Origin of the sequence: Flavobacterium sp. UBA4854 (assembly GCF_002399805.1) — a bacterium.
GTDB lineage: Bacteria > Bacteroidota > Bacteroidia > Flavobacteriales > Flavobacteriaceae > Flavobacterium > Flavobacterium ginsengisoli.
The window spans coordinates 28,313-33,824 of record NZ_DHEI01000072.1 but is presented as its reverse complement, the minus strand read 5'-3'; the positions used below and the strand labels follow the sequence as shown (position 1 = coordinate 33,824).

General features: G+C 34.3%; 3 protein-coding genes. All 3 read right to left on the bottom strand.

All coding sequences use genetic code 11. The annotated features are described in order from the left end of the window. On the bottom strand, positions 1–914 hold a 914-nt coding region (locus B3J44_RS10470; RefSeq protein WP_286968357.1), incomplete at its 3' end, for a TonB-dependent receptor plug domain-containing protein. A gap of 809 nt (positions 915–1,723) precedes the next feature. Further along, complete coding sequence (locus tag B3J44_RS10465) at positions 1,724–3,667, bottom strand: glycoside hydrolase family 97 protein (protein ID WP_286968355.1); 1,944 nt, start codon at positions 3,665–3,667, stop codon at positions 1,724–1,726. 152 nt (positions 3,668–3,819) lie between these two features. Continuing rightward, on the bottom strand, positions 3,820–5,397 hold the full coding sequence (locus B3J44_RS10460; RefSeq protein ID WP_286968354.1) for a glycoside hydrolase 43 family protein: 1,578 nt from the start codon (positions 5,395–5,397) through the stop codon (positions 3,820–3,822). Positions 5,398–5,512: the final 115 nt, after the last annotated feature.

Here is a 5,512-nt window from a genome sequence, read left to right as displayed (position 1 = left end):
GAAGTTTCTGTACCATTTGAAAAGCTCAGGTTATAATCCTGCATAACTCCAGTTTGAAAAATCTGGTCTTGCCAGTTTGTGTTAATGTTTCCAAATTCAGCAGCTCTTGCTGTTAGATCACTTCCTAAATCTTTAGCATATTGAAGATATTGTTGCGTATTTAAGACATTGTATCTTTTTGTCACTTCCTGTCCTCCAACGTAAGTGCTAAAACTTAATTGGCCTGGACCTTTTTTACCTTTTTTGGTAGTAACCATAATCACACCATTAAAAGCTTTAGAACCGTACAAAGCTGTAGTCGAAGCGTCTTTTAAAACAGAGATACTCTCAATATCATTAGGGCTTAAACCAGAAAGATTTCCAGTTAAAACTCCATCGATTACATACAAAGGAGCACTATTTCCCATTGTAGCCAGACCACGAATACTAACGGTAGGATTAGAACCTGGTGCGCCATTTACTACGGTAACCCCTGCTGCACGTCCTTGCAAAGCAGATTCAGCATTCGTAATAGGCACTGCTGCAATATCTTTTGAGCTTACTGTTGAAACTGCTCCTGTAACCTTAGTTCTCTTTTGAGTACCATAAGCTACTACAACTTCATTTAAATTTTGTGCAGATTGAATAAGAGTTACATTTATTGAGTTTCTTTCGCCCACAGTAATAGTCTGTGACACTAAGCCAACATAAGAATACGTTATTTTATCAGTAGGATTAACTCCTTTTAAAGAGTATTTACCGTCAAAATCTGTTGATGCGCTATTCTGCGTACCTTCTACATTGATGCTGGCACCTGGCAACGGAAATCCGGAAGGATCTGTAATCACGCCATGAATGGTCTTTGATTGTGCCATTATACTATGACTGCCCACGATCAGCAGTCCGATTAGTGCAATTTTGAGTTTTAAGTTCATGTTAATAGTTTTTTGTTTGGTTTAAATAGTTAATGGTTTTTTGTTTTTTTTTTAATTCAAGGTTTGGTTCATAAGCTTATTGTTTAAATCTTTTTTAATTTAAGGTTGTTTTTATCTTACAGAATATTCTTCTAATTGCGTTAATAAGGCGGAGAAATAATGAAAGCAAATATAAAAAAACAACTCAAAAAACAATCGGTTGTTTTATGTTTTATTCAAAAAAAATACATTTTAAAAACACAAAAAATATTTTTTAACTTAAAAAATTAAAAATAAACTAACACAAAGACTAGATATAAATTAAAAACAAATAATTAACTATTCATTTGTCAGATTTTTTGCAAAAAATACAATAATAAAAAATTAGCTAAAATTTATACTAACATCAATTAATATAAATAAATTACTACTAATATTAGTTAAAAAAATGTATTTTAGAAATTATCTTATACTATTTTAGTCATTAATAGAAGCAAAAATGACTAAAACAACAATCGGTTGCTTAAAAAATTGTTCGATTTTATGTTAGAAATATAGATTCTAAAAGATTTAGTTTATCAATCTGTAGTACAAAACTTTATAGTAAATATTTTCATTTAAACACAACTTTCATGAGCTCTTTTGATGCAATAGATTAGTATTTATAATGTCTTTCATTTTGTAGGAAACCTTAATTGCTCTTCATTATTATTGGGACTGCTTCCGTTGATTCATACATACAACAAAAAAAGCCAGCTTATTTATCTTAAGCTGGCTTTTTTTGGAATTGAGTAAATCTAATTTAGTTATATCGCATATTTTTTACCCTTTTAATTGGTTAATAGCATCCCGCCATTGCATGGTATTTTCATTTCAACTTCTTTACTTTTATTTACCACCAGCTTGCTGATCTTTCCATTTAGCTGATCATCATCGCTATAACAATCTACTTTAGCACCAGAATTAAACATATCTAATTTTAGCTTTATTTTCAGCAGTTTTTTTTCAGCATTAATTCCAGCAACATACCATTTTGCTCCCTTTCTTCTAGCCAGCACTACATATTTGCCAGGATAGCCATCTAAAAAACGAACTTCATCCCATACAGAAGGCACTTCCTTCATAAACTTAATAGCCCACTCGGGAGCATCATATAAATTATTTGGTGCTAAGGCAAAATGTTGCACACCGCTTTGAAAAAGTACCGAAGTCGCTAAAGCAAACACATCAGATGTCATTCTTTTTGATCCTTTACCTGCAATATTATCGCTATTATAGAATTTATTTAAAGCACTTCCTCCAAAATCCATACTTCCTACTGTGTTTCTAATAAAAGTATGCGTTGTGGCATTTAAGGCTTCACTATCACAGCTTAGTTGTCCAAAATGCAGATTTTCACTTGCCAAAACCGCTTCGCTAGATGCATAATTTGGATACATGCGTTCCCAACCTCGTGGTAAAGTACATCCGTGAAAAATAACCATAATTCCAAATTCATTGGCATCTGTCAAAATATCTTCGTACAATTTCATGGTCACCTGTTTATCTCCTCCAAAAAAATCAACTTTGATTCCTTTAATCCCAATGCTATTCATCCATGCCATCTCTTTGCGTCGGATAGTTGCATTATCCATTAAGCCCTTCGGCCCCTGCGGAGCGTCATTCCAATACCCATTTGAATTGTACCATAAATAAAGCCCCACGCCTTTCTGCGCACCGTATGCGGCTAATTCTGCAATTTTATCACGACCTATTTGCGTATCCCAAAGCGCATCAACTAAAATGGTTTCATATCCCATTGAGGCACTGAAATCGATATATTGTTTTTGTACAGGAAACGTCGTGCTGTTGTCCATCTTCATAATCCAACTCCAAGTTCCTTTTGTGTACTGGTATTCTTTAGAAGCTTCATACTTTGGCTTAACCAAATCAAACGAAACAGTAGTTTCAACTATTGGAGCCAGCGTCTCTCCAATTGTGATGGTACGCCATGGAGTTTCTCCTGTAAGTGGAATTCCAGGTGCAACTGTACCATTTCCGTTATTTTCTCCCTGCATCGGAAATCCAATTGAATATAATCCGTTCTCATGTCCAATTAATCTGCTTGCACAATAACCGCTGTCTACCCCAGTTTCAGAAATTAAAACCCATCCGTCGCTATTTACTTTAAACAGACATGGAAACGTGTAGCCATTTCCCAAACCATTTTTTCCAACAGCATCATCAAGTGCATATGAAGTTTCATAACTTGGAGCTGTTCTCGCAAATCCTGTCATTGGATCACTTTGAGGACACAGGAATGTCGTGGTTCCTTTTGGCAGTAAAAATCCTGAAGCTTCTTCTTCAACTACGCAGGAAACTGTTTCTTTCTGCGGATATATTTTATATTTAAATGCCAGATTATTATTGCTTACTCTAAAAATTACATCAAAAGCTGCCCTGCCTTCTTTTGTAAATGAAAAAATAGCTTCGTTAGCGGTATAATGAACATTGCTTTTTTTTATGTTACGCAATTGATAGGATTCGTCAATTTTATTTTGACTGCTATTTGCCTCTAAAGTCAAACCGAAACTAAAATCTCCTGCACTTGTTTTTAGACCTAATGGAGACTTCTCAATAAACGTTTTTTCATTGTATGTTACATTATACTGCGGCATTCCATTATCTGCAGAAATCGACACAACAAGTTTTCCATCAGGACTTTTTACTATTGGCTGCGCGTTAAGCTGAAAGAAACCAACAAAACATAAGAATATTATTTTTTTAAGATTCATAAACTTTTTAGATTTTTCTTTTGTGAATGATCAAACTTATTCATCTTCCAGAAATAGTATTGACCTTTAAAATATTATTTACAAAACAGTGCTAACGAGTCTGCCAATACATGTTGTGTAATGAAATAGTTATTCTTTCTTTGGTTTATACACTATTTCATTTCTGAAATCGTATCCTCAACACGGAAATAATCAAAATCAGCGAAACCACCTACAGTTTTTGAAGCGTAATTAAACAGTCCAAATCGGTAACCCATAAAATGAGGAAGTGTGTAAGGCATTTTTATAGTTTTTCCAATGCTGATCCATTTTTTCCCATCTAAACTGTAATAAAATTTTCCTTGATCTGTTTGATTTTTAAAATTGCATTCAGCTTTAAAAAACACTCTATCCTGATTTAATAAGGCACTTTCTATTTCTTTTGGATTTCCGTTCTCTGCATTTATCATAACTACTTTTTTCTTTCCATTCTCAACTTTTACACCAACTAGACCAAAATCTTTTTGCAGCAATGAAAGCCCAGCAAAATCACCTTCTTTCATATTAGAAAACTCTATCATAGTAGATCCCGAACATACAGGACCAAAAGTTCTTTGTGTCAAAATATTTTTTACCTGCGTAAAACTGCTGTCTATTTTAGATGTTCTTAATCTTAAATAACCTTTTCTTTCTTTAATAGACCAGTTTGAATTATCTGGATTGTGATTCCACTGCCAGACCAGCGGCAGATCATTTTCTCCATTTTTACGGGTAAATTCATCTGAGTTTACAATTCCCGGAATAAGGCTTTTGTTGGCTGGAAGATCTAAATTATCAGGCACTTTACCATTTTCCCCCAATACAGGCCATCCATTTTCCCATTTTACAGGAACAAGATACGGAATACGGCCAACACCTCCTGCATCTTTAAATAAATAAGAAAACCATCTGCCATCTGGAGTATCGATAAGTCCGCCTTGTGCTACTCCCAAATCCTGAAGTCCGACTTTTCCTTCCCAAGGACCTGCCATCGAATCGGCTCTGTGTATGATTACAGTACGCATGCCGTTTTTAGGCCAGCTGATATTAAACAAATAGTATTTCCCTTTAATTTTAAAAAGCTGTGATCCTTCTGCCGGCAGCATTATCTCACTCTTTATAGGAGCATTAGCATTTTCAATCAAAACTTTCTTCGTTTCTTCTTTAACTTCTAACAAATCTTCTTTTAATTCTACAACTTGAAGTTTTCCGCCTCCCCAGACAAGATAAACTTTGCCATCATCATCAAAGAAAAGTGAATGATCATGATACGAATTGCTTAATACAATTCTTCTCCAAGGCCCTTTTTCAATATCTTTTGTAGAAAAAATATACGTTTTATCTGTTGTTCCCGAAAAAGTACTCACATAATATACCCCATTATGATAACGCAGACTGCTTGCCCAAGAACCTCTGCCGTAATCATTTTTTCCATTATCTAAGTTTAGGCGGTCATCTTTATCTTCTAAAGTTTGGTAAGCGTAATTAACGAGATGCCAATTCACTAAATCTTTAGATTTCATAATCGGAACGCCTGGATTCATGTGCATAGTTGTACTGCTCATATAGTAAGTGCCCTTTACCCTGATTATAGATAAATCTGGCACATCGGCAAAAATAATAGGATTTTGAGCTTTGCCTTTTTGAGCTTGACCCGCAAAAATGTTCATTGCTAGTGCCAAAAAAGCACATATAAAATCTTGTGTTTTCATCTTAATTTCTGTTTTCGATATTTCTAAAGCTTTAGATTTCATTTCTCTCGAACAACTGTCGAAATCCCATAGAAAAACGGACAGTTAAACAAACATCTTTTCGTCTCATTTTATT

Excerpts from the sequence above, each read along its gene's own strand:
- B3J44_RS10465 (WP_286968355.1), bottom strand. The coding sequence starts at position 3,667 with ATGAATCTTAAAAAAATAATATTCTTATGTTTTGTTGGTTTCTTTCAG.
- B3J44_RS10460 (WP_286968354.1), bottom strand. The coding sequence starts at position 5,397 with ATGAAAACACAAGATTTTATATGTGCTTTTTTGGCACTAGCAATGAAC.